Source organism: Mucilaginibacter sp. (genome assembly GCF_028288225.1).
Taxonomy (GTDB): domain Bacteria; phylum Bacteroidota; class Bacteroidia; order Sphingobacteriales; family Sphingobacteriaceae; genus Mucilaginibacter.
The window spans coordinates 131564-152756 of the sequence record NZ_JAQBOC010000003.1 but is presented as its reverse complement, the minus strand read 5'-3'; the positions used below and the strand labels follow the sequence as shown (position 1 = coordinate 152756).

Sequence of the window (21193 nt, the reverse complement as noted above, 5' to 3'; positions counted from 1 at the left end):
CAATTAGATTTTATAAAAGTTTTAAAAAAGGGAAGAAAGATTGAAGTTAGGAAAATATTGGATCCTGGCGATTATCCCAAAAACATATAATTACTATATTTTCCTCGTTTATTTTATAGAATAACGAACAGTTTTTGTGGAGAATACATTTTCTGATTCCAGTATTTTCTTCGGCTACAGGATAAAGGAATGGTGTAATTGTTATTGTTTTAAGCGCTTTTAAAACTCTGGTTTCAAACTTGGCTACAAAATGATCTCCCCATTTTTGTTGCAATTGAATAACCAGTGCATCGAATGTTTCTTCTGCTTCCGTAGTGAACCTTAATTCAAAGTTCATTTTTTAGAAAAGTGCTTTTCAGTAAATTCCTGAAGAGAGATTGTTTGCCCATCTTCATATTGTTTAATACCTTTTTCAATGCTTTTTAAAACATGAGGGGGTAAAACATTAGACTGAGGCTCGAATTGAACTTTTAAAGCTTTTAAAACCGCTTTAACAGTTTTCAATTGTTCTGCATTTTCAGGATGTATCAGAATAGATTCCATATCAACAAAAATATGAATTTTATAACTAATTATTCAAGGCTGCATAATGCGAATAAAATAATTCCCAATTGTATTCCCCCTCTGTATCATCCCTCTTACAAATTATCAAATTCATAATTTATTTAACTATTTTCGCCCCGAAATTATCAAATACGAAATGCGCTTTACAAAACTAACTAATTACCTGGCTGCACTTGGGTTGCTCCTTGTTGCAAGCTCAGCATCGGCACAAACCGATTCTATAAAATATAACCACCTGGATGCCTTTGGCCCTATTACCTGGCCGGTAACCGGTGATGGTACCCGCTCGGCAAGCGGACAGCCCGGCGAACATTACTGGCAAAACCGTGCCGATTACTTAATAAAGGCATCGCTAAATGAAACCCCGCAGGATACAACCGTTACCGGCGAAGTAACCATTTCATATACCAACAACAGCCCTGATAACCTCGACCATCTATGGCTGCAGCTTGATCAGAATTTATTTAAGCCCGATTCCCGCGGTGGTGCTACCACTCCTATAGGCGGCGATCGTTTCGACGTTAAAGGCTTTAGTCGCGGTGGTTATCATATCGAATCGGTATCGGTAACTTATAAAGGCCAAACCTATAAAACTGAGCCTGTTATAACTGATGCCCGCATGCAGATCAGGCTAAATACGCCGATGGGCCCTAAAGGCGAAAAGATCCAGGTGAAGGTTAACTACAGCTTTTCAGTTCCCTTTTACGGTGCAGACCGCATGGGCCGCAAAAAATTCAAAGCAGGTTATGTGTACGAGATAGCTGAATGGTATCCGCGCATGTGTGTTTATGATGATGTGGAAGGCTGGAACACCCTACCCTACATGGGCTTAGGTGAATTTTATTGCGAATACGGCGATTTTGATTATTACATAACCGCCCCGGCAAACATGACCGTTGTAGGATCTGGCGATTTGCTAAATGCATCGCAGGTTTTAAGTGACATCCAGCAAAAAAGGATGGAGGAGATGCGCAAAAGCGATAAAACTGTTATGATAATTAAACCTGAGGAGGTTGGTCAGGCAGCTACACACCCTTTTAAAGGCACATTAACCTGGCACTATAAAATGCAGAACACACGCGATATTGCATGGGCAGCTTCAACCGCTTTTATTTGGGATGGGGCAAAAGTTAACCTGCCGTCCGGTCGTAAATGTATTGCTATGAGCGCCTACCCTGCCGAAAGCTCCGGTAATGATTCATGGGGGCGCTCAACCGAATATCTTAAAAACAGCATCGAGATCTATTCAGGCAAATATTTTGAGTATCCATGGACCTCTGCTGTAAACGTATCAGGTGTTGCATTAGGTATGGAATACCCTGGTGCTATTTTTTGTTTAAGCGATCTTAAAAATGGTGGGCTTTGGGGCGATGTAACGCATGAGATCGGCCACAACTGGTTCCCGATGATTGTAGGCTCAAACGAGCGTAAATACATGTGGATGGATGAAGGCTTTAATACTTTTATTAACCAATACTCCACCGAGAAATTCAATAACGGCGAATATTTTAACAGCAAAACCCGGCCTTCAAATGGTATTGCCCGCTTTATGGCAAAGGCAACAGACCCGCTTATGGCTGCTCCTGAAGCCATGGGGCTAAATGATTACGGCCAGTATTATAACAAAACATCATTAGGGCTGGATATCCTGCGTAATGTGGTATTAGGTCCTGACCGTTTTGATTATGCCTTTAACGAATACATTAAGCACTGGGCATTTAAACACCCGCTGCCTTATGATTTTTTCCGCGCTATGAACGATGCATCAGGTGAAGACTTGAACTGGTTCTTTAAGCCTTGGTTTTTTACTACCGACAAGGTTGACCAGGCCATCCAATCAGTTACTTATGTAAAGGACAATGCCGCCAATGGCGCCCTGATCACCCTCATTAATAAAGAAAAGATGCCGATGCCGGTAGATCTGAAGATCACCCAAACAAACGGCAAAACCGAAATCCTGCACCTGCCGGTAAACGTATGGCAGCGCGGTGGTGTTTGGAAATTCGTTTATCCTTCAATTGTAACAATTCAATCTATTGAAATAGATCCTGACAGGCAGCTGCCTGATGTTGACAGGAAGAATAACGTTTGGGGAAAGTAAGGTAATTTCGGAAGTCGGATGTTCGATTTCGGATTTATAAACTTGATATTTAATGAAAGACCCGTTTTGAGAAAGGCGGGTCTTTTTTATTTGTTTGTCTTGCTGATTGCTAAGTAACAAACAATACGGTAGTTTTAGCTGTAAATGAGGCTCCAATATAAATTAGCTAAACAGCACAGGCTTTACTTTACATCCGGGGTCAGTAGCCATTCCGCATAGGCGGTCCGTCATACTCGTGCCAGAATGTGCTATACATCGCAGGGTCCTCTATGAAGTTTGCGGGGACAAAAAGTTTCCTTTTAATAATTAATTTTAGTTCGAAGTCACAATAATTGAACAGCGGTACTATATTTATCATATTATGATGTATTATTTTTTATCAGTATCTACAAAAGAAGACGAAATAGGTTGTTATCATCAAACTACAGGATTGCCTGAAGGTTACACTTCAAAATGGTACGATGAACCCAATTCGATGACAAATTTAACAGATAGTTCTTTACCTGATTTTGTCCCGGATTTGATATGGGAGCTTAAAGATGATGCTATATTAACTGATATAATTAGTGCAGGTAATATTACAGCTACGGGTTTTTTAATGAGTGAAAAGGCTAAAGCGATTTTCGAAAGGTTTAATTTAATTGAGCATAAATTTCATAAAGCCTCGCTTATTGTAAAGGATCAGACACTGGCTTATTATTATTTGCAATTAGTTAATATGGATTTTACAGAAATAAATTTTAACAAATCTTCTTTTTGTATCGGTAACGTTTTTCGAATGAAAGAAAATGATATTAACATACTTTCTTCTCATGATTTGATCGAAAAACAAAAAAAATTAGAATTAGGACATATAATTTACGCTGAAAAACTATCAGTTAATGAGACTTTTAAAGCTCTTGATTTATTTTTTTTTTCAATAATTCATGATGATATTTTTGTTTCGCAAAATCTGTTAAATGAATTAATTGAGAATAACATAACAGGGTATGACGTAACCATACAAAATATATTTGAAATTTAAAACCCTTGCATTCTGGCGAGGGGTACTGAAACACCAACCCCTAACTGGCCGAAGTTTATAACTTCGTCCTAAAATATATTGAGCTTGCCGTTTAAATTAATACCAGCCTGGGCAAGTCTGACTGGACGGCGGGTTATTATGCACCATTGGCGCTATACATCACAGGGTCCTCTATGAAAGACCAGGCGAAGACAAAAAACTTCATAAGTATAATTTATCAAAAGATGATTACACCATTGCACCACATTTTTACAACTTGTAAAAATCCATTCAAAAAAAAGGGAATCTGCTGGTTTAATAAAAAGAAAATAGCTTTACTTGTTTGTTTATTTATTCAAATAAGTTGTTATAAAATGACAACTTATAGTTATTTATTTATAGATTTTAAAGAAAGTAGGATAAGCGGCAGTTTTTTGAAAATGTATATTGATAGCGTCTTAAATAAAAATTTGATTGTTCCGGATTCGGTGAATTACATATTCTTATCAGGAAATATTTTAAACGACCAGGAACGCATAATTCATTTCAAAAATGAACCTGATGAATGGTATATGATTAACTTTACTACTGAACCATGTTGGATAGGAACGATTTATAACAAAAAGCTAGCAGATACTTTAATTAATAACAGAACTTTGCTAGGGAAAAATGAAATCCAACGTGTAGAAAAAAGATTTCAAACAGAAGTTTTAAAACAAGCAGAGCTTTATGGAAAAAAGAAATGTTTGCCAGATTCAGTAATTTACAAGAATTTACATTAAATCAGCAGCATGCTAAGTACAGCAAATGCCTCACCACAACCTTGCGTTTTGTTGGAAGGCGTGGAAATCCATAAAGTTGTTTGTTTGTATGCGCCCCCCTCCCGGATAAACAAACAAACAAAACCTTATCCCTTTTTATTGGCTGCCTTTAAAAGCCAGTCTACTTTGCCAAGGGTTATGCCCAGCTTGTCGGCTATTTCGCGCAGGGTAAGGCCTTGCAGGCGCAGGTTAACCACGTCGTCCATGTGCTCACTTTTTACAGGCGCCTTTAATTTGCGAAGGTGATCAAGCTCGTTACCATAGTTTACAAATTCGTACTGCAAAAAGTCAAAAGGCTTATTAATCTGGCACAGGCAAATAATGAACATCATAAAGATAAATTTTTAATATCAAAGAATATTTTGTAAATACAATTTCAATAAATTTTAGTCTAATAAATCCAAAATCGAACATCCGAATTCCGAAATTGATTTCCTCCTTTCGCCTCAAAATCTTAATTTCGCATTTGCAGAAAAGAGGAACAGAATTTGGATTATTTACAAGGATTAAACCCCGAACAAAAGGCGGCAGTACAACAAATAAACGGACCGGTAATGATAGTTGCCGGCGCAGGATCGGGCAAAACGCGGGTTATTACCTTCAGGGTAGCGCATTTGATCCGCAATGGGGTTGATGCTTTTAATATACTTGTGCTTACGTTTACCAACAAAGCGGCCCGCGAAATGCGCGACCGGATCACCAAAATTGTGGGCCCCGATGCCAAAAATATTTGGATGGGTACCTTCCACTCTGTTTTTGCAAAGCTGCTGCGCATTGAGGCCGATAAAATTGGCTACCCCAGCAACTTCACCATTTATGATACTGACGACAGCAAGAGCGTGCTCCGGGCCATTTTAAAAGAAATGAACCTCGATGATAAGCTGTATAATGTGAATTTTGTACTTAACCGCGTTTCGGCTGCTAAAAACAATCTGGTATCGTGGATGGAATATCAGAAGAACGAGCAGATCCAGGCGGATGATCTTTCGAGCGGAAGAGGTATGTTAGGGACTATCTATCAAAACTACGCTACCCGCTGCTACAGGGCGGGCGCAATGGATTTTGACGATTTGCTTTACAAAACCAACGAACTGCTTAAACTGCACCCTGAGGTGCTGAACAAGTACCAGCATAAGTTTAAATACCTGATGGTTGATGAGTACCAGGATACTAATTTTTCGCAATACCTTATTGTAAAAAAACTGGCTGCCGTTAATGAGAACATCTGTGTGGTTGGTGACGATGCACAAAGTATCTATGCCTTCCGTGGGGCCAACATCCAGAATATCCTCAATTTTGAAAAAGACTACCCTGATCTGAAGGTATTTAAGCTGGAGCAAAACTACCGGTCGACCCAAAACATTGTAAATGTCGCCAACAGCATTATTGCCAATAACAAGGAGCAGCTCAAAAAACGGGTGTTCAGCGAAAAAGAAACCGGCGATAAAATAAAGGTGATGCGTGCCTTCAGCGATAACGAGGAGGGCAAAATGGTAGCTGAAGCTATTATGCAGGAACGCAGCACCAAGGGGCTAAACTGGCACGACTTCGCCATACTTTACCGTACCAATGCTCAGTCGCGCTCAATGGAAGAGGCCTTGCGTAAGCTGGGCACACCTTATAAAATATACGGGGGCTTATCTTTTTATCAGCGTAAAGAAATAAAGGACCTGATAGCCTATTTCAGGCTCACCTTTAACCCTAATGACGAGGAAGCTTTAAAGCGTGTGATCAATTACCCGCGCCGGGGCATTGGCGATACCACCGTTGACCATATTATTGTTAGTGCAGATAAAAATCAGGTCACACCTTTCGAAGTGATCATCAATGCGTCTCAATATCTGGACGGGCGAACAGCAGGCAAGGTTAGCATGTTTGCTACCTTGATCCAAAGCTTCCAGGTCATCACTAAGAACCTGTCGGCGTATGAGGCTGCACTGCACATTGCCCAGCATTCGGGTTTATTGAAGGATCTTTATGAGGATAAATCTGTAGAGGGGCTTAACCGCTATGAGAATATCCAGGAGCTGCTGAACGGGATAAAGGAATTTTCTGAAAGGGAGGATATCGAAGAAAGAGGGCTGGATGTTTTTATGCAGGATGTGGCGTTGTTAACAAATGACGATAATGACAAGGATAAAAATGCCGATACCGTATCGTTAATGACCATCCACTCATCAAAGGGACTGGAGTTTCCGCAGGTTTATGTTGTGGGACTGGAGGAGAATTTATTTCCCTCGCAAATGTCGCTAAACTCACGGAGTGATCTTGAAGAGGAACGCCGTTTATTTTATGTGGCAACCACCCGTGCCGAAAATAAATTAACCATTAGCTATGCTACCAGCCGCTTTAAATTTGGCACTTTAATAAGCTGTGAGCCAAGCCGCTTTTTAGATGAGATTGATGCACAATACCTGGAGCTTGATTTTACAGCAAAACCGGTTAGCAGCAATAACCCCTTTTTTGATGATGAACGCAGTGCATGGAGCAGCAAAAGTGGTGGCGATACCTTTTCAAAGCCTAAGGCGCCGGTAGTAAAAACCACTTCGATATTAGCAAAAGCACATGTACCATCTGCCGGCTTTGCTCCTTCTGATACCTCGAACCTGCAGGTTGGTATGGAAGTTGAACATGAAAGATTTGGATTTGGCAAGGTGCTAAGCCTGGAAGGGAATAAACCCGATATTAAAGCTACCATATTTTTTAAAGAGATTGGTCAAAAACAATTGCTTTTAAAGTTCGCAAAGCTCCGGATAGTTAATAATTAAGAAAATCTTTTCCTATTCCTGTAGAAAACATTCCACACATTTCCCGATAATACATTTATTAATTCTACAGCAAATGCGTTTTGCCCATTAATTAACATGGCATAAAGTTTGTCTATAGTATTAAATCCCTTATTATAATTTAAAACTATTAGTAAACCATTATGACAGACCATCTTAAAAAGAAGACCAACAAATCAGTTGGAAAAAACATCAGGACTATACGCCATCAACGTGGCTGGAGCCAGGAAGATGTTGCAAACCGCCTTGGAATTTCAATTCCTGCTTTTTCCAAAATTGAAACCGGCGTTACTGATATTAACTTATCCCGTTTGGAACAAATTGCAAACATTTATGAGGTTAATGTTGTTAACCTGTTAGCATTGGATGCTGAGGAAATTGAACCACAGGTTTCAAATTTAACTATTGCTCAAAAGAAGATCCTGGATCGCGAAGCAGAAATTGCAAGCTTGCAGCGTAAAGTTATCCTGCTTTATGAAGAACTGAGAAACAGTTCACACGCAATGGTTTAATTTTATAATTATTGTTCAATAAATATGACACTATTGTCTGAACATTGGGATGTTTGGCAATAGTGATATTTATCTTTTTTTCAGAAATCAATCATAATCCCCGTATAGCACACTTAAAAACCAACCGGAGTTAACGCTTTGGTTTGTTTTGGAGTAAAAATTGCGTTATAGCAAGTGAACAACTCATTTGCCATGCCAAATTATTTATTATCAATTTCAGAAACTGAGGCTTTACAGGATGAAATTATCCATGATCCAAAAAGCAAATTAAAGATTAAGGTATTTGATCTTTTAAGGTCGCGCTTTACCCCAAGCTCAGGAGAGAAAAGATTTTTTGTAACCGCCGGTGATGAAACGCTTGCCTTTGAAACAAAAGGATACAAACAACACCGCGAATTACTGATCCTTCAAATGATAGCATGGTATTGTTTATACCTGGGGTTAATTGAAGCTCAAATTCACACCAGCTGGCCATTAGCCATGTAGGTGAGGAAGTCGATAGACCATAGTCCATGGACGATAGTGGAAAGTAAGTCGGCGCGCTCTGCTCAAAAACCATGGACTATCGACTATAGACTAGTCTTCACAGGATCGTGCAGCATGTCGCTCATCTCAATTATTTTATTATCAATTTCCCCCACACACTTGTTCATCATTTTAATACACTCCTGCTGATCAACCAAACCTTCTTTTTCAAGGTTCATTAACCCTTTGAGTGTAGCAATAGGGCCGCGGATCTGGTGTGAAAGATAAGATGAGTACTCAGAAAGCTTTTTATTTTTTATCTGCAGATCCTTTGTTCTTTCATCAATTATTTCTTCCAGGTGATGATTTATCCTGTCCAGGTTATCTTTTTGTCGTGAAACTTCGGCATTAAGATTTGTAAGCTGGTCATTAGTTTTTGCTTTACGTTTTACGTTACTAACTAACAAGCCTACTAATACCATAAGTAAACCCGCAACTATTGCCACTCCCCAAAACTTTACACGATCATATTGCTGGCGCGCCAATAAAAATTCATTTTCTTTTTGACGGGCCTGCTGCTTAATTTGCTCCAGTTTTACATTTAATTGTGTTGATGAGTTGTTCTTATATACAACGCTGTCATTTTTACTGATATCCTGCAGGTAATGCAATGCGGCTTCGTAATTTTTGCGCCTTAGCTCCATCTGGTAGCTTGTATATTTAAAATCTGATTCAATTACATCGTTTTTAACCATCCTCGCAAATGCCACTCCTTCATCAATTATTTTTTCTGCCTGAGCATACTTTTTTTGAGAAATATACAGATCAGCAAAAGTAAGATCGATACTTGCAACAGTTACGATCAGATCCATTTTTTTTGCCGCTTTATTTGCTTGTAATAATAAGCTTTCAGCCCGGTCATACTGGTGAAGATTAAAATACATAACACCTTTATTTTGCAAACACTGGATCTGGTTCACCGTATCTTTTAAATCACCATAAAGCACGTCACTCCTATCATAATAAGTTAACGCCTGATTAAATTTATTTTTCCGGTAATAAACGTTACCAATATTCAAATAGCTGGTAGCAATCAGTTTTTTATCAGATAACTTTTGAGCAATTACAAGTGCCTTTTGAAAATACTCTAATGATAAGTCATAATCATTATCGATGTATAAATTCCCAATATTATTATTTACCTTCCCCACACTCCGCAAATCATTAAGCTTTTGGAAGCAATCAATGGCATTTAAAAAATTGTCAATTGCTTTTATTTTTTGGTTTAAATAATAATAACCAATCCCTTTTACCCTGTACGACTCTCCGATACCTTCTTTATAGTTCAGCCTTTGTGCAATAACCATTGCTTTAGCAGCATTGGCAACGGTTTGGTCAGGATTGTTCATACGGTTATCAAAACCAAGTTTATTTAGTTTTATAACCATGCTGGTGTCCTGGCCGTAACCATTTGTTAAAGCACAAATTGCAACTAAGGAAAACAATATAAGTATGAAGTATTTTTTCATTAATACATTATTACGATTAAACGTACGGTAAGGTTATACAAAATTCAGCATAATTTGATTTATTAAATATGATATTATTAACTAACTTAATAATTTATTTTGTTTATTGAAATTTATTTATTAGGTTTGAGCCTGATAAATTATTGGAAGACCAATAAGTTAATTTGACGTATGATTTTTTGATGAGCTAATTGCTCGTTTGGTGTGTTTTAACGCTTTAAACTTTATCATCAGTATTTTTATATCAATTTTTAACTTTCTGACAATAAGCAATTTAAGTATTACTGTAAAAAAGATTAAGATAATTTAACCTAATCTTATTTTTCGTTGAATTTTTTTAAAAATATAAGGAAATAGAAATCCCCCACAGCTTTAGCAGTTAACCTGCAGCTGTTGTTTCACTTGGCTCAAAACAAGCTGAAATGAAACTTAAAGCGGTATTTAAAGGCACTTATACGTAATGTTTAAAAAAAGGATACATACGGCACTAATTAATTGCAAAATTCAATTGAATAATTAATTCAACTATTTTTTATATACGTAAATCATTAACACTCAACATGAAAAAATTACTATTTTGCACAGTGATCGTTTTAAGTTCGGTAGCGCTCTCAAGTTCCGCCCAAACTATAAACGGTAATTCAATAACATCTTTGGCTGACAAGAGAACTGTAGGCACAGGTGACTTGAATGACAAAAGAACTGTAGGCACTGGCGACTTGAATGACAAAAGAACTGTTGGCACTGGCGACTTGAATGACAAAAGAACTGTAGGCACAGGTGACTTGAATGACAAGAGAACTGTAGGCACTGGTGACTTGAATGACAAAAGAACTGTAGGCACAGGTGACTTGTATGACAAGAGAACTGTAGGCACAGGTGACTTGAATGACAAAAGAACTGTAGGCACTGGCGACTTGAATGACAAAAGAACTGTAGGCACTGGTGACTTGAATGACAAGAGAACTGTGGGCACTGGCGACTTGAATGACAAGAGAACTGTAGGCACTGGTGACTTGAATGACAAGAGAACTGTAGGCACTGGTGACTTTGCTGATAACACACTGTAATTATTATTAGTAATTCACATATTCAGCTGAGCAAAGTTTTCAGCTGAGTATGCGAATTTATTTTACAATCCCTTTCCCTGTTTATTCGAGCAGATTGGTTCAGCAATTCCCCCAGGTGAATCATTTATATTGTTTTTTCCTTTACCGCTAATTTATTAGCGGTCCCATTTGGGAATATTGTTAAATATACTTTATATAGCTTTTTTAAAACCCTCCATAATTATTAAGATCAGCTAATTTTAAACTTATAGCTTTCCTTATTTTTTCTCGTTTAACAAACCCTATATTTGCTTCAAATTGATAATTATGCAGCTTATAAAAGACTATGTTGAACAGCACAAAGAACGTTTATTGAGCGAGCTGTTTGCCCTTCTTCGTTTTCCTTCCGTTAGTGCCGATCCCAAATATAAAACCGAAGTATTAAAAACAGCTGAGTTTGTAGCTGATAAACTGCGGGATTCAGGAGCAGACAATGTTGAAGTTTGCCAAACTGCAGGTTACCCTATTATATACGGTGAAAAAACAATCGATTCATCAAAACCTACGGTACTGGTATACGGTCACTATGATGTACAGCCACCAGACCCGCTTGAGCTTTGGAAAACCCCTCCTTTTGAACCTACAATTCGCGATGGTAAGATCTATGCCCGCGGCGCTTGTGATGATAAAGGCCAATTTTATATGCACGTAAAAGCGTTTGAATTAATGATGCAAACCAATACCTTACCCTGCAATATCAAATTTATGATTGAGGGCGAAGAGGAAGTAGGATCATCAAACCTTGGCATATTTGTAAAGCAAAATAAAAACAGGCTAAAGGCCGATGTTGTATTAATTTCAGATACTTCGATGATCAGCATGGAAAACCCATCGCTGGAGACAGGCTTACGCGGCTTATCATACCTTGAAGTTGAAGTAACAGGTCCGAACCGTGATCTTCATTCAGGTGTTTATGGCGGCGCTGTAGCAAATCCTGCAACTACATTGGCTAAAATGATTGCCTCATTGCATGATGAAAACAACCATATTACCATTCCGGGCTTTTATGATAAGGTAATTGAATTAACTAATGCCGAGCGTAAAGCATTAAATGATGCGCCATACGACGAGGATGAGTATAAAAAAGACCTTGAAGTTGATGAGCTGTGGGGAGAAACGGGATTTAGCACACTTGAGCGTACCGGCACCCGCCCTACCCTTGAAGTAAATGGTATTTGGGGTGGTTATATTGGTGAAGGCGCTAAAACTGTACTGCCTTCAAAGGCCTTTGCAAAAATTTCTATGAGATTGGTACCAAACCAGGTTTCTGACGAGATAACACAATTATTTACTACCCATTTTGAAAAAATAGCTCCGCGATCTGTAAAAGTTAAGGTTACCCCGCACCATGGCGGCGAGCCGGTTGTAACACCAACTGACAGTATAGCCTACAAAGCGGCACAAAAAGCAATAAAAGAATCGTTTGGAAAAGACCCGATCCCAACCCGAGGCGGCGGTAGTATCCCTATTGTTGCACTATTTGAGGCAGAGCTCGGGCTTAAAACTGTGCTAATGGGCTTTGGGCTGGATAGCGATGCGCTCCACTCACCCAACGAAAAATATGATATTTATAATTACTATAAAGGCATTGAGACTATCCCGCTTTTCCATAAATATTTTGCGGAATTGAGTGCGGGGCAGTGATCAGAGATTAGAGGCCAGAGATTAGTTGGTAATAAAGATTAGAGAACATAGGTTACAGATCAGTTAACTTATGCTACTCGTCAAGGTATTTAAGCCAATCTATTCCGCAATTGGCATTTCGACTTTCGCATTACTGATCTCTGATCCTCCAGTTTCTGATCTTTGAAACAAATATTTGCAAATCCACACAATTGCATTATATTTGCGTTTCTACATTATAGTAAAAATTCAACTTTAGCCTCATGTTCCTGTTCTATCCGGGGAATATGTCTGTGCTAATTTAAAGATCTTCATAAAAAATTAATTACTTGGCTTAATAAATCATGCCCGAACAATTTGATTATAACTCAACCAGGAATAAGTTAATCCTGTCTGAATATGGCCGCAACGTGCAAAATATGGTAAAATATATTGTTGCGCTGCCTACTAAAGAAGAACGTAACCGCTATGCACAGGTTGTAATTGACCTGATGGGTTTTTTAAACCCCCACTTGCGCGATGTTGCCGATTTTAAACACAAACTATGGGATCACCTGCACATTATCTCTGATTTCCAGATCGATGTGGATTCACCATATCCCAAACCGTCGCCGGAGGCTATTCATTTAAAGCCCGAGCCATTAAAATATCCGCATCAGCGTATAAAATACAAGCACTATGGTAAAACCATTGAGCTAATGATTGAAAAAGCCAAAAGCATTGATGATCCCGATCGTAAACGGCACATGGTTCAGGCTGTTGCCAATTTTATGAAGATGGCTTATGTACAATGGAACAAAGATTCGGTTACGGACGAAAGTATATTAAATGATCTTTATAAATTATCAGGCGGCGAATTAAAGCTGGAAGAAAATATTAACCTAAACAGGGTTGAATACCGTGCAAACCCACATAGCAGCAGCAGCAGCAGTAACCGCGGACGTACCAATAACAATCAAAATAATCGCGGCCGTACCAACAACAATCCGCGTAATAACAATAATCAAAACCGCAACCGTAACAACGGCCCTAAAAAGTACTAATTGGGGTTAGTTCATGGTTCATTGTTGATAGTTCATGGAATTAAACAACAATTAATGATTCCATTATTGCAGCTAACCATGAACTATGAACCCATAACCATGAACTACTATGACTAACGCATTTGAAATAATCGGCGGCACACCATTAAAAGGCGAAATAACACCACAGGGAGCAAAGAATGAGGCATTACAAATTCTTTCGGCTGTACTTTTAACAAGCCAAAAAATAACTATCAGCAATATTCCGGATATTAAAGATGTTAATAAACTGATAGAATTACTTGGTGATATGGGGGTGATTGTTGAACAACTGGCACCCGATACCTATAGCTTTGAAGCAAAAAACATTGACCTGGATTTTTTCCTGTCGGATGCTTTTAAAGAAAAAGGAGGTGGCCTTCGCGGTTCAATTATGATCGTAGGTCCGCTTTTGGCCCGTTTTGGCAAGGCTTCAATACCTAAACCAGGTGGCGATAAAATTGGTCGCAGGCGCCTTGATACCCACTTCCTTGGCTTTGAAAAACTCGGTGCGCGGTTTGATTATGATCCTTCCAATGGTTTTTTTAATGTAGATGCCTCTAATTTAAAAGGCACTTACATATTGCTTGACGAAGCATCGGTAACGGGAACGGCTAATATTGTAATGGCAGCTGTTCTTGCAAAAGGTGTTACAACAATATATAACGCAGCCTGCGAACCATATTTACAGCAATTGTGCAAAATGCTTAATCGCATGGGCGCAAAAATCAGCGGCATAGGTTCCAATTTACTTACAATTGAAGGTGTTATTGAGCTTGGCGGAACCGAACATCGTTTATTACCTGATATGATTGAAATAGGTTCATTTATCGGGCTGGCAGCAATGACAGAATCGGAGATAACCATTAAAGATGTATGTTACCAGGAGTTAGGCATGATCCCGGATGTGTTCAGGAGATTAGGCATCAAGCTTGAACTTAGGGGCGATGATATTTATATCCCGGCTCAAAAGCACTATGAAATAGAGACATTTATCGATGGTTCTATAATGACGATTGCAGATTCACCATGGCCAGGTTTTACCCCCGATTTATTGAGTATTTGCCTTGTAGTGGCCATTCAGGCTAAAGGCTCAGTGCTGATCCACCAAAAAATGTTTGAAAGCCGCCTGTTCTTTGTAGATAAACTGCTGGACATGGGTGCACAAATAATATTATGCGATCCGCACCGTGCTACAGTTATCGGTCTTGATAAACAGGTACAGTTGCGCGGCATCTCCATGACTTCGCCGGATATACGTGCCGGAGTGTCCCTGCTTATTGCAGCATTATCAGCACAAGGTAAATCAACAATTTATAATATTGAGCAAATAGAACGCGGCTATCAGCATATTGATAAACGCCTGATAGCTTTGGGAGCAAATATTCAGAGGATCTGAGGAAGTCCGAAAGACCGGAAGTCGGTAAAGTCCGAAAGATAGAATATTTAAGCTATCTGCGAAAAATCATCTTTCGGACTTCCGGACTTTACCGACTTTCGGACTAAATTTCTACCTTTATCATAAACCCAATTATAAGATATGTCTTACCAAAACCGGAGATCAACCTATGCCGCTTTTATATTGATCTTTGTTGCTGTTAAAATTGGGTTAAATTTATTAGCAATAGGGCACTTTGGTTTTCACCGTGACGAACTGCTGCACCTTGTTTTAGCCGACCATTTGGATTGGGGCTATAAAGAAGTCCCCCCATTTATAGCATTGCTTGCTAAAGTAAGCTCGGTTGCTTTTGGTAATTCGGTTTTTGCAGCACGTGTTTTTCCAACTATTTGCAGCGGACTGATCATTTGGTTTACCGGTTTAATTACCGTTGAATTGGGCGGGCGCAGATTTGCTATTGCACTCACCTGCCTGGCCCTCATATTTTCTCCTGCTTTTGCAGCCAGCGGTTACCTTTTTCAGCCCGTAGTTTTTGATCAGCTATGGTGGGTATTGGCTGTTTGGCTGCTTACCAAATATTGCAACACCTCATCTGCCAAATATTTATATATGCTGGGCGCGGTGGTAGGCTTTGGCTTGCTAACCAAATATACCATGGTATTTTTCACTTTTGCTTTAATTGCAGGCCTTTTGTTTAGCAAAAATCGCAAATTACTATTAAACAGGCATATGATAGGTGCGGCACTAGTAGCCTTGCTTATATTTTTACCAAATTTGATCTGGCAGCTGCAACATCATTTACCCGTAGTAACACACATGAAAGCTTTGCGGGAAGAACAGCTGGACTTTATTAAACCATCAGACTTTATTAAGCAGGAACTTTTGGTAAACGGAATAGCGCTATTTGTTTGGCTAACAGGTTTTGTGTTTCTCCTATTTTCATTCAGACTCCATAAGTTTCAATTCCTGGCTGTTGCATTTGTTTTAATATTTTCTTTTTTACTAATAATGAATGGTAAAAGCTATTACCTATTTGGCGCCTATCCCATGTTATTTGCGGCGGGTGGTTTTGGTTTTGAGCGATGGTTGAAAACATCAGGTTACACCTTGCGTAGTTTGGTAATTGCTTTATTTACCATTCCAAATCTATTATTATTTCCGTTGGTGCTGCCTGTTTTACCATTAAATCAAACGCTGACAGTATTTAACTTTGCAAACAACAGCCTCCATTTTTTAAGCTTTGCAACAACCTGGGAGGATCATAAACACCATGCGACAACGCAGGATTATGGTGATATGTTTGGCTGGGATGAAATGACAGTCAGCGTAGTCAAAGCATGGAACAGCCTTACGCCCGATCAACAAAAGCACACTCAAATTTATGCCGACAACTACGGCGAAGCCGGGGCCATTCATCATTTTGGCAAGCAATATAATTTACCCGAAGTGGTTTCCCTTAACAGCAGCTTTACCCTTTGGGCTCCGGACAACCTTGATGGCCAGTACATTATTTATATTGATGACCGGGGCGGAAAGAATGTTGAAAAATTCAGGTCGATTTTTGAGAGCTGTCAAAAATTTGGCGAAGTTAAAAATCCGTTAGCAGTTGAAAAAGGAACCGGGATCTTTCTGATCGTTCGCCCTAAACCTGGTTTAAACGAGGTATACAAAAAGGAACTGACTAAAAAAAGGCTGGAGTGAGGATTTGCGGATTAGAAAAAATTTAAAGATGAAAACCATCCCCGTAAAGGATTTTTTATCCAAACAAAATACTTCAATTACAGTATAGATAAATTAAGACATTCATTTATGCGCGGTTTAAAAACCATTATCTTTCTTATTATTTCAAACACCTTTATGACCTTTGCCTGGTATGGCCATTTAAAATTTAAAGATTACGACTGGGGTAAAAACCTGGGCTTAATAGCTGTAATACTCATCAGCTGGGGCCTGGCGTTTTTTGAATACCTGTTCCAGGTACCCGCCAATCGTGCCGGTTACAAAGGAGATGGAGGGCCATTTACGCTGGTTCAGCTAAAAACCATACAGGAAGCAATTACCCTAACTGTTTTTATGTTATTCAGCATAGTATTTTTTAAATCAGAAAAACTAGGTTGGAACCACCTTGTTGGCTTCGGATTGATAGTTTTGGCGGTATTTGTGATATTTAAAAAGTGGTAGGTGGACGTGCGGATTGAGGATGTGCGAATTAGCTGTATTTAGGGGTTCAACGTCTTGTTCACTATCCGGCTCGTATAATCCTGGATCAAGGCCTTACAATCAGCAACCCCTTTATTCATTTCGGGATTAAGGTTTCCGCCCATCAGGTTTTTATCCAAGCCTTTATCTGCAATTGAAAATATTCCAGTAATTCTTTTTCCATCAAACAAATAAATATAATTACCCTGCATAAACTGGTATATATTACCTGTTGAATTTATTACCCTTGGTGTTTCAGCAGGCAAATTTCTGATCAGGCTCCTGCCCCATGATCTGAAGGGTTTGTTATAGCCTGTAAGATCAACCAGCGATGGGTAGATATCCATTTGGGAAGCAAGGTCTGTTCTTACACCTTTTAAAGCATAAGCCTCATTAGCACTGTAAAACAATATTGGAACGGCAAAGCGGTTAATATTCTTACTATATTCAGGATAGTAAGTTTGATTGGTATGATCGGCAGTGATCACAAAAATCGTATTGTTATACCAGGGCTGTGTTTTTGCATAGTTAAAAAAGACTCGTAACGCATTGTCTGAGTATTGCACGCATTTATCAATGGCAAGCGGGCCGCCCTTAAACCTTGTTTTATATTTTTCAGGGATCTGAAAAGGATCATGTGAGGATAAGGTAAACAAAGTAGCCATAAATGGTTGTTTTTGAGTTCCAAGCGTTTTACCCATAAACTGAAAAAATGGTTCATCCCAAATGCCCCAGATACCATCAAAATCTCTATCGTTATTATATTCTGTCCTTCCGTAATAATTTTTTATTCCCAAAATACTGCCGAACCCCTGGAAACCCATTGAGCCATTTGCAGCGCCATGAAAAAATGACGTTTGATACCCTAAACTATCACAAACAGACACGATAGATTGGATTTTTTGCTTTGCATAAGGTGATGAAGTAAATGCCGTTTGAAATGAGGGAATCCCCGCTAATATTGATGACATTGCATGAATAGATTGCCGGCCATTGGCATATGCATTTGTAAATATCAGGCTGCTACCAGATAACGAATCTAAAAACGGTGTGTACGATTTAAAATCAGGTATGGCAACGCTCTTGTTCATACTTCCCCAAAACTCCCTTGCCATACTCTCACATATAAAAATTACAACATTCGGTTTAACCGCGGGGTTACCGTTATATTGCTTTATGGGCTTAATGTTTGCATTAATATAGTTTTCGTTTGTCCAGTGTTCAATCCTGAAATTATTGCTGGTAAGGGTTCTGATAATTGCAAATGGTGTATTTAATATTATATCGCCCTGGTTTGGGATTGTAACATGTTTGTAAGCATCAACCATGTTAATGGGCCTGGTACTGTGTTTAAAATCACCTCTTATTCCCCCGATGACTAAGGCAATAATAATCAGGAATGAAAGCACCGAATAGGAAAAATAGGCTCTTAAATTTTTTATTGGATTATGTTTAACCCTCACACGGTAATATAGCCAGATCCAGCAAAGGCAGCATAGAACATATACGATAATTATATACCAATAAACCCAGGTAAAATGGGCAAATAATAGCTTCTTGTTATTTTCATCAGTAAGCAAGTTAAGCGTAGCTTTAGTTGAGCGAACCTGGCTAAAACGATAATAAATTATGTCGATAAAATTTGTAGCGTAAGCCAGGAAATTTGTAATGAAATATAAAATGGTTAAGCCTTTTTGATAATTGCTTTGCGTATTAATTTTTAACGGTAGGATACTTAATATAATGAATAGGCTGTTAATATATAGTAAAGCAGTAGTATCAAAGGCCAGCCCATAATAACAAAGCTTCAATAAAGTATAAAGATGATCAACAGCAAAAAGATTAGTATTAAATACAAAGAACAATAATCTGCTTATAAGATAGAATATATAGCCAAGTAAAATTCTGTATAACAGCACTTTATATTCAACTAGCCTAAATGTATCCCCCATTAAAAATATCGCTTTTATTTATCCGTAAATTGAATTATACAAATGGTAATTAAGCTCTTACTATGAAAGAACTATATTAATCAATTATAAATACAATGTTAATTTTAAATACTAAATACGTGATTTTTTTACGGATTACATATGGCGTATGCAAACACCTTGAAATATGACATGAAGACAACTATTATACACTTGTAAGAAAAAACAGGATGGAATGATTTGGCTGGCTTTGGGCTACTTGCTTTGGCGGTATTTGTGATATTAAAAAAACGGGGAGCAGGTGTTTTGAGATTTGAAACATGGTATTCCTGATATTTTATCGTAGACGCAATGCTTCGCGTCTTAAATACGCAAATCAATTCTACACCTTTACAGCGGGAGACGCAAAGCATTGCGTCTCTACGATCTTTTTGAATAACTAAAAAGGTGCCATGCCAATGCAAAACACCTTTTACCTTTCGCCTTTCACCTCTTCCCTATCCTGATATCGCATTTATAATATCGTACTGTGTTATGATCTCTATCTGCCCGTTATCCTCAACCAATACAGCAATATTATCCCTATTTATCATTGCCGAGATCTTTTCTATCGAAGTATTCAGATCAACAAAAGGGAATGGACTGGTGGTAATATTTTTTATTGGCTGAGACTTGATGGATGGGTTTTCTATTAGTGAATTCAATATATCACTTTCAGTAATTTTGCCAATTACCATGCCTTTTTGAGTTACCGGGATCTGTGATATATTAAGCGATTTGATAGTGTTGATGGCTTCTAAAACGGATTTTTCACAGTCAATTGTAACTATCTGCTGATTTTCCTTTTTCTGAATGATATTGCGTGCAGTTAGTTTTTCATCTTTTAAGAATCCACGATCACGCAGCCAGTCATCGTTGTACATTTTGCCCAGGTAGCGTGTGCCATGGTCGGGGAAAATAACCACCACAACATCACCTTCTTTAAATTTATCTTTCATCTGCAATACACCTGCAACTGCAGATCCGGTTGAATTTCCTGCGAAAATGCCTTCCTTCCTGGCAATTTCACGGGTCATCAACGCAGCGTCCTTATCGGTTACTTTTTCAAAATGATCTATCAGGCTAAAATCGACGTTCTGCGGCAAAAAATCTTCGCCGATCCCTTCGGTTATGTATGGATAGATCTCATTTTTATCCATAATCCCGGTTTCCTTGTATTTTTTAAATACCGAACCATAAGTATCAATACCTAATATTTGTATTGCCGGATTTTTCTCTTTTAAATATTTGGCTATGCCCGATATGGTACCACCTGTACCTACTCCTGCTACCAGGTGCGTTATTTTGCCTTCAGTCTGCTCCCAGATCTCAGGCGCGGTGGTCTCATAATGCGCCTGTGAGTTTGATAAATTATCATACTGGTTAGGCTTCCATGAGTTAGGTACCTCGCGCTCCAGTCGCGATGAAACAGAATAATAAGAACGTGAATCTTCCGGGTCAACATTTGTTGGGCACACAATTACCTCGGCACCAAAAGCACGCAAGGCATCAAATTTCTCTTTCGACTGCTTATCCGTGCTAGTGAAAATACATTTATATCCTTTTATTACGGCTGCAATAGCCAAACCCATACCCGTATTGCCTGACGTGCCTTCAATTATTGTTCCGCCTGGTTTAAGCAACCCGTTCTTTTCAGCATCTTCAATCATTTTAAGCGCCATCCGGTCCTTAATTGAATTACCGGGATTGGTGGTTTCAATCTTAGCCAAAACGGTCGCCGGAATCTCCTTTGTTACTTTGTTTAATCTAACCATTGGCGTATTGCCCACGGTTTCTAATATATTATTGTACCACATAATTTAAATGTCTACCAATCCAGTATACAATCGGGATTGTATTTCAAAATTACCTTTCTATTCTGATATATTCTTCTGAAACTATTTAAAAATGGCAATTTATTTTAGCCTCATGCTACTTTTAAAGGCGTATTCATTTCGGGTAATAGTACTTAGTATTTACGATAGACAGATTGTTCTTTTAAAAGTTTATGTGCCATTTTACAATTTAACAATTAATCGTTCACCTGTATT

18 protein-coding genes are annotated in these 21193 nt (G+C 38.5%); 12 read left to right on the top strand and 6 right to left on the bottom strand.

Going from position 1 to position 21193, the window contains the following annotated elements:
• Nucleotides 1-46 precede the first annotated feature (46 nt).
• A complete protein-coding gene (locus tag JWQ54_RS00845) occupies nucleotides 47-337 on the bottom strand; it encodes a type II toxin-antitoxin system RelE/ParE family toxin (protein WP_299578870.1) in 291 nt (96 codons plus the stop codon).
• On the bottom strand, nucleotides 334-543 hold the full coding sequence (locus JWQ54_RS00840; protein ID WP_299578868.1) for a DUF2683 family protein: 210 nt from the start codon (nucleotides 541-543) through the stop codon (nucleotides 334-336). Before JWQ54_RS00840 ends, JWQ54_RS00845 begins: the two co-directional genes overlap by 4 nt.
• Nucleotides 544-700: 157 nt before the next feature.
• On the opposite strand from JWQ54_RS00840, the gene JWQ54_RS00835 reads away from it, so the two are divergent.
• From JWQ54_RS00835 to JWQ54_RS00825, 3 genes are all read left to right on the top strand, one after another.
• Nucleotides 701-2665: a M1 family metallopeptidase gene (locus JWQ54_RS00835; RefSeq protein ID WP_299578866.1), complete on the top strand. Its 1965-nt coding sequence runs from the start codon at nucleotides 701-703 to the stop codon at nucleotides 2663-2665.
• A 361-nt stretch (nucleotides 2666-3026) separates the two neighbouring features.
• On the top strand, nucleotides 3027-3689 hold the full coding sequence (locus JWQ54_RS00830; RefSeq protein ID WP_299578864.1) for a hypothetical protein: 663 nt from the start codon (nucleotides 3027-3029) through the stop codon (nucleotides 3687-3689).
• A 224-nt stretch (nucleotides 3690-3913) separates the two neighbouring features.
• Entirely contained in the window at nucleotides 3914-4450 is a 537-nt protein-coding gene (locus JWQ54_RS00825) for a hypothetical protein (protein ID WP_299578862.1), read from the top strand.
• 125 nt (nucleotides 4451-4575) lie between these two features.
• Here the strand turns inward: JWQ54_RS00825 and JWQ54_RS00820 are convergent, their stop codons facing one another.
• A complete protein-coding gene (locus tag JWQ54_RS00820) occupies nucleotides 4576-4821 on the bottom strand; it encodes a hypothetical protein (protein ID WP_299578860.1) in 246 nt (81 codons plus the stop codon).
• Between the two features lie 156 nt (nucleotides 4822-4977).
• Here JWQ54_RS00820 and JWQ54_RS00815 point away from each other — a divergent pair, with 156 nt between their 5' ends.
• The 3 genes from JWQ54_RS00815 (at nucleotide 4978) to JWQ54_RS00805 (ending at nucleotide 8273) form a co-directional block, all read left to right on the top strand.
• Nucleotides 4978-7257 carry an ATP-dependent helicase gene (locus tag JWQ54_RS00815; RefSeq protein ID WP_299578858.1) on the top strand — a complete coding sequence of 760 codons (2280 nt, stop codon included), beginning with the start codon at nucleotides 4978-4980 and terminating at the stop codon, nucleotides 7255-7257.
• A gap of 161 nt (nucleotides 7258-7418) precedes the next feature.
• Nucleotides 7419-7787: a helix-turn-helix transcriptional regulator gene (locus JWQ54_RS00810; protein WP_299578856.1), complete on the top strand. Its 369-nt coding sequence runs from the start codon at nucleotides 7419-7421 to the stop codon at nucleotides 7785-7787.
• A 174-nt stretch (nucleotides 7788-7961) separates the two neighbouring features.
• A complete protein-coding gene (locus JWQ54_RS00805) occupies nucleotides 7962-8273 on the top strand; it encodes a hypothetical protein (protein ID WP_299578854.1) in 312 nt (103 codons plus the stop codon).
• Between the two features lie 83 nt (nucleotides 8274-8356).
• Here JWQ54_RS00805 and JWQ54_RS00800 read toward each other — a convergent pair whose 3' ends face one another.
• The gene (locus tag JWQ54_RS00800) at nucleotides 8357-9781 is read right to left on the bottom strand and encodes a tetratricopeptide repeat protein (RefSeq protein WP_299578852.1); all 1425 of its coding nucleotides are present in this window, start codon (nucleotides 9779-9781) and stop codon (nucleotides 8357-8359) included.
• 584 nt (nucleotides 9782-10365) lie between these two features.
• Here JWQ54_RS00800 and JWQ54_RS00795 point away from each other — a divergent pair.
• From JWQ54_RS00795 to JWQ54_RS00770, 6 genes are all read left to right on the top strand, one after another.
• The gene (locus JWQ54_RS00795) at nucleotides 10366-10851 is read left to right on the top strand and encodes a hypothetical protein (RefSeq protein ID WP_299578850.1); all 486 of its coding nucleotides are present in this window, start codon (nucleotides 10366-10368) and stop codon (nucleotides 10849-10851) included.
• Nucleotides 10852-11157: 306 nt separating this feature from the next.
• A complete protein-coding gene (locus tag JWQ54_RS00790) occupies nucleotides 11158-12534 on the top strand; it encodes a dipeptidase (protein WP_299578848.1) in 1377 nt (458 codons plus the stop codon).
• A 323-nt stretch (nucleotides 12535-12857) separates the two neighbouring features.
• On the top strand, nucleotides 12858-13556 hold the full coding sequence (locus tag JWQ54_RS00785) for a DUF4290 domain-containing protein (RefSeq protein WP_299578846.1): 699 nt from the start codon (nucleotides 12858-12860) through the stop codon (nucleotides 13554-13556).
• Between the two features lie 109 nt (nucleotides 13557-13665).
• Nucleotides 13666-14973 carry a UDP-N-acetylglucosamine 1-carboxyvinyltransferase gene (murA, locus tag JWQ54_RS00780; RefSeq protein WP_299578844.1) on the top strand — a complete coding sequence of 436 codons (1308 nt, stop codon included), beginning with the start codon at nucleotides 13666-13668 and terminating at the stop codon, nucleotides 14971-14973.
• A 141-nt stretch (nucleotides 14974-15114) separates the two neighbouring features.
• A complete protein-coding gene (locus JWQ54_RS00775) occupies nucleotides 15115-16674 on the top strand; it encodes a glycosyltransferase family 39 protein (RefSeq protein ID WP_299578842.1) in 1560 nt (519 codons plus the stop codon).
• Between the two features lie 108 nt (nucleotides 16675-16782).
• A complete protein-coding gene (locus tag JWQ54_RS00770) occupies nucleotides 16783-17154 on the top strand; it encodes a DMT family protein (protein WP_299578840.1) in 372 nt (123 codons plus the stop codon).
• Between the two features lie 38 nt (nucleotides 17155-17192).
• Here JWQ54_RS00770 and JWQ54_RS00765 read toward each other — a convergent pair whose 3' ends face one another.
• The gene (locus JWQ54_RS00765) at nucleotides 17193-19124 is read right to left on the bottom strand and encodes an LTA synthase family protein (protein WP_299578838.1); all 1932 of its coding nucleotides are present in this window, start codon (nucleotides 19122-19124) and stop codon (nucleotides 17193-17195) included.
• 476 nt (nucleotides 19125-19600) lie between these two features.
• A complete protein-coding gene (locus tag JWQ54_RS00760) occupies nucleotides 19601-20959 on the bottom strand; it encodes a pyridoxal-phosphate dependent enzyme (protein ID WP_299578836.1) in 1359 nt (452 codons plus the stop codon).
• Nucleotides 20960-21193: the final 234 nt, after the last annotated feature.

Coding starts and splice junctions, on each gene's coding strand:
- JWQ54_RS00845 (WP_299578870.1), bottom strand. CDS start 337: ATGAACTTTGAATTAAGGTTCACTACGGAAGCAGAAGAAACATTCGAT.
- JWQ54_RS00840 (WP_299578868.1), bottom strand. CDS start 543: ATGGAATCTATTCTGATACATCCTGAAAATGCAGAACAATTGAAAACT.
- JWQ54_RS00835 (WP_299578866.1), top strand. CDS start 701: ATGCGCTTTACAAAACTAACTAATTACCTGGCTGCACTTGGGTTGCTC.
- JWQ54_RS00830 (WP_299578864.1), top strand. CDS start 3,027: ATGATGTATTATTTTTTATCAGTATCTACAAAAGAAGACGAAATAGGT.
- JWQ54_RS00825 (WP_299578862.1), top strand. CDS start 3,914: ATGATTACACCATTGCACCACATTTTTACAACTTGTAAAAATCCATTC.
- JWQ54_RS00820 (WP_299578860.1), bottom strand. CDS start 4,821: ATGATGTTCATTATTTGCCTGTGCCAGATTAATAAGCCTTTTGACTTT.
- JWQ54_RS00810 (WP_299578856.1), top strand. CDS start 7,419: ATGACAGACCATCTTAAAAAGAAGACCAACAAATCAGTTGGAAAAAAC.
- JWQ54_RS00800 (WP_299578852.1), bottom strand. CDS start 9,781: ATGAAAAAATACTTCATACTTATATTGTTTTCCTTAGTTGCAATTTGT.
- JWQ54_RS00790 (WP_299578848.1), top strand. CDS start 11,158: ATGCAGCTTATAAAAGACTATGTTGAACAGCACAAAGAACGTTTATTG.
- JWQ54_RS00785 (WP_299578846.1), top strand. CDS start 12,858: ATGCCCGAACAATTTGATTATAACTCAACCAGGAATAAGTTAATCCTG.
- murA (WP_299578844.1), top strand. CDS start 13,666: ATGACTAACGCATTTGAAATAATCGGCGGCACACCATTAAAAGGCGAA.
- JWQ54_RS00775 (WP_299578842.1), top strand. CDS start 15,115: ATGTCTTACCAAAACCGGAGATCAACCTATGCCGCTTTTATATTGATC.
- JWQ54_RS00770 (WP_299578840.1), top strand. CDS start 16,783: ATGCGCGGTTTAAAAACCATTATCTTTCTTATTATTTCAAACACCTTT.
- JWQ54_RS00765 (WP_299578838.1), bottom strand. CDS start 19,124: ATGGGGGATACATTTAGGCTAGTTGAATATAAAGTGCTGTTATACAGA.
- JWQ54_RS00760 (WP_299578836.1), bottom strand. CDS start 20,959: ATGTGGTACAATAATATATTAGAAACCGTGGGCAATACGCCAATGGTT.